This is a genomic window from Bartonella sp. AA1HLJMS, assembly GCF_042197445.1.
Taxonomy (GTDB): domain Bacteria; phylum Pseudomonadota; class Alphaproteobacteria; order Rhizobiales; family Rhizobiaceae; genus Bartonella.
The window spans coordinates 1-2,492 of the sequence record NZ_JBHIRW010000110.1 but is presented as its reverse complement, the minus strand read 5'-3'; the positions used below and the strand labels follow the sequence as shown (position 1 = coordinate 2,492).

Annotated in this window: 5 protein-coding genes; 3 read left to right on the top strand and 2 right to left on the bottom strand. The window is 43.7% G+C overall.

Features of this window, described 5'->3' with window-relative positions; all coding sequences use genetic code 11:
- The coding region (locus tag ACFIQE_RS09565) for a tail protein X (protein ID WP_375707627.1) at window positions 1-153 on the top strand (153 nt) is incomplete at its 5' end.
- A complete protein-coding gene (locus ACFIQE_RS09560) occupies window positions 150-1,457 on the top strand; it encodes a contractile injection system protein, VgrG/Pvc8 family (RefSeq protein ID WP_375707625.1) in 1,308 nt (435 codons plus the stop codon). The genes ACFIQE_RS09565 and ACFIQE_RS09560, both read left to right, overlap by 4 nt.
- Before the next feature lie 92 nt (window positions 1,458-1,549).
- Here the strand turns inward: ACFIQE_RS09560 and ACFIQE_RS09555 are convergent, their stop codons facing one another.
- Together ACFIQE_RS09555 and ACFIQE_RS09550 are read right to left on the bottom strand one after the other, a co-directional pair.
- Complete coding sequence (locus ACFIQE_RS09555) at window positions 1,550-1,861, bottom strand: DNA-binding protein (RefSeq protein WP_208439803.1); 312 nt, start codon at window positions 1,859-1,861, stop codon at window positions 1,550-1,552.
- 12 nt (window positions 1,862-1,873) lie between these two features.
- Window positions 1,874-2,197: a type II toxin-antitoxin system RelE/ParE family toxin gene (locus ACFIQE_RS09550; protein ID WP_015857128.1), complete on the bottom strand. Its 324-nt coding sequence runs from the start codon at window positions 2,195-2,197 to the stop codon at window positions 1,874-1,876.
- 182 nt (window positions 2,198-2,379) lie between these two features.
- Here ACFIQE_RS09550 and ACFIQE_RS09545 point away from each other — a divergent pair.
- A partial coding sequence (locus ACFIQE_RS09545) for a lysozyme (RefSeq protein WP_375707626.1) occupies window positions 2,380-2,492 on the top strand: 113 nt, incomplete at its 3' end.

The following is a 2,492-nucleotide window of genomic DNA, read 5'->3' as shown; positions in this document are numbered from 1 at the left end:
CAACAAGCCCTTGCTGTTGAACGCGTTTATGCAGCAAATTTTGGTCTTGCAGACTATGGACCCATTTTAAAAGCAGGCATCACGATACTCTTACCAACCCTCCCCTATCCGAAAGCCACACCAGTAATCAGAATTTGGGGTAGCAAATCATGAAACCTTTTTGCATGGTTCTGGCAAATGGAGAAGACATCACAAGAATGCTGATGGACTATGTTTTGTCGATTGAAATTACCGATGAAGCAGAAGACAAAAGTGACCGCATCACCATAGAGCTTGATGACCGCGCACGTGACAGTGATAACGGCTTTCTTGATATTCCTCTCATCGGAACAATCATTTCTGTCACACTTGGCTATGAAGGGGGCAAAAATCGCGATATGGGAGCCTATCTGATTGATGAAATCTCTGTAAGCAGCCCACCACAAAGCTTAAGCGTGACAGGACGCGCCGCATCAATGAACACGTCTTATAGAACACCCAAAAGCCAATCTTACCACCAACAAACCCTTGGTAGTATTGTTCAAGAGATAGCAGAGCGCAATGGCTATACACCAAAAGTTGACCCTGCTCTTGCTAAAATTGTTGTGCGTCACATTGATCAAACAGCTGAAAGCGATATGGCTTTTGCCACGCGCCTTGCAGAAAACTATGATGCGGTAGCAAAACCCGTTGATGGCAAATTGGTGCTTGCCAAACGGGGTGAAGGCAAAGCCATTACCGGTGAAACACTGCCCGTCGTTGTCATCCATGAAAAACTCTGTACCTCTTGGGATTTTAAATACAGTGCACGCGATGAAGCAGGTGCCGCCAATGGATTAAAGACAGATGCAGGAGATGATCAAAAAGCCGCCGCTGATGCACGAGAACCAGAGGAAATTGATGAAGGCGAAGATGTGATCCATATGGATGAAAGTGACGCCCCCAATTTGCCTAAAGAAGAGACGGAAGCCAAAACATCTGAAAATCAAGAGCAAGAAGAAGAGAAAAAAGGCGGTGTTATCGCAAGCTATCATGATATCCGCACTGGTGAAAAAAAGGAAGTCAAGGTTGGTAAAGAGCCTTTTCATGAACTCAAATACACCTACCACAATCAATCAGAAGCTGTTGCGGCCATTGCTGCTTATCGCAACAAATCATCTCGTGGCAAATCTTCTTTCTCATGTGATATTGGTGGTGATCCGTTTGTGCAAGCAGAAGCAAAGCTTGTTCAAGAGCCCCCTTTCCGCCCCTATATTCCAGCAGAATGGCGCATCAAGAGCGTTAAGCACAAACTTGATAAAACGGGTGGTTACACCACAAAAATAGAGTGCGAACTTTTTGATAAAGCGCAAGAAGATGCGGCTGAAAACGTTGCAAACACAACACCAGACAAGGATGATACCATTGATCCAAACGCCCCACCAAACGCATGTGACGAAGGCGAAGGCGTCATCCATATGGATGAAGAGGATACATGATAGGTTATAAACTAGATGTAGAGCCCCTCATTAAAAATGATTGCTTAAATACCTCCCTTCCCCATCTTTAAAGGTGGGGAGTGGAACTAAAGTTACACGTGTGGAACTGGTCGTTCAAGAGGCTGTACAGCCAAACGAAACCCCATGGTACGCAGTAAAGCATTCAAGCTGCGGAACTCTGGATTACCTTTTTCTGAAAGTGTACGGTAAAGTTGTGTTGGGTTCAAGTTGGCTGCTTTAGCTACAGCTTGAACACCACCATAAGCTTTGGCCATTTGGCGTAGAGTTACAAGCAGCTCACCCTGATCACCATCTGCTAGGATTGCATCAAGGGTAGCTGCTGCCAACTCAGGATCATCACGGAATATTTCTGCCATTGCATCATCATGGTTACGGTCTTTCATTTTTGCACTCCTTTAATCTTCACGGTTTTGCCAATCACGCCAGCAAGCACATGCACGAGTGATATCAGTCTCTTGTGTTTTTTTGCTGCCACCGCATAATAGCAACAATACGGTCTTTCCAGATTGGACATAATAAACTCGGTAGCCAGGACCAACATTAATACGCAATTCATGAACACCCTCACGAAGCGGCTTGAAATCGCCAAAGTTTCCCTGCTCTAAACGATTAAGGCGGCGAATAATTGCAGTTTTAGCCTGCATATCACGGAGCTTTCGCAGCCAATCAGCTATCAAGTCTTTGCCATCAGAAGTAAGGTAGTGACGTATTTCAAACATGATGTATATTCGTTTATAAACGAATATTTGTCAAGAAAGAAATTAAAAGTTGAGAAAAAATCTTCTTTTATTCCAATGAAAAAGTGACATGAAGCTTAACCAAGCTATCTTTCCGAATGAAAAAGATGTCAATTTTTTAATCCAGCTCTGCTTTTTGCGGAGCTTTTTTTATGGAGAAGCATATGCGAAAAATATCATCAGAAGGGCTAGCACTTATCAAACAATGGGAAGGCTTGCGTTTAAACGCCTACAAAGATACCATTGGTGTGTGGACAATAGGTTATGGACATACAAA

Coding starts and splice junctions, on each gene's coding strand:
- ACFIQE_RS09560 (WP_375707625.1), top strand. CDS start 150: ATGAAACCTTTTTGCATGGTTCTGGCAAATGGAGAAGACATCACAAGA.
- ACFIQE_RS09555 (WP_208439803.1), bottom strand. CDS start 1,861: ATGAAAGACCGTAACCATGATGATGCAATGGCAGAAATATTCCGTGAT.
- ACFIQE_RS09550 (WP_015857128.1), bottom strand. CDS start 2,197: ATGTTTGAAATACGTCACTACCTTACTTCTGATGGCAAAGACTTGATA.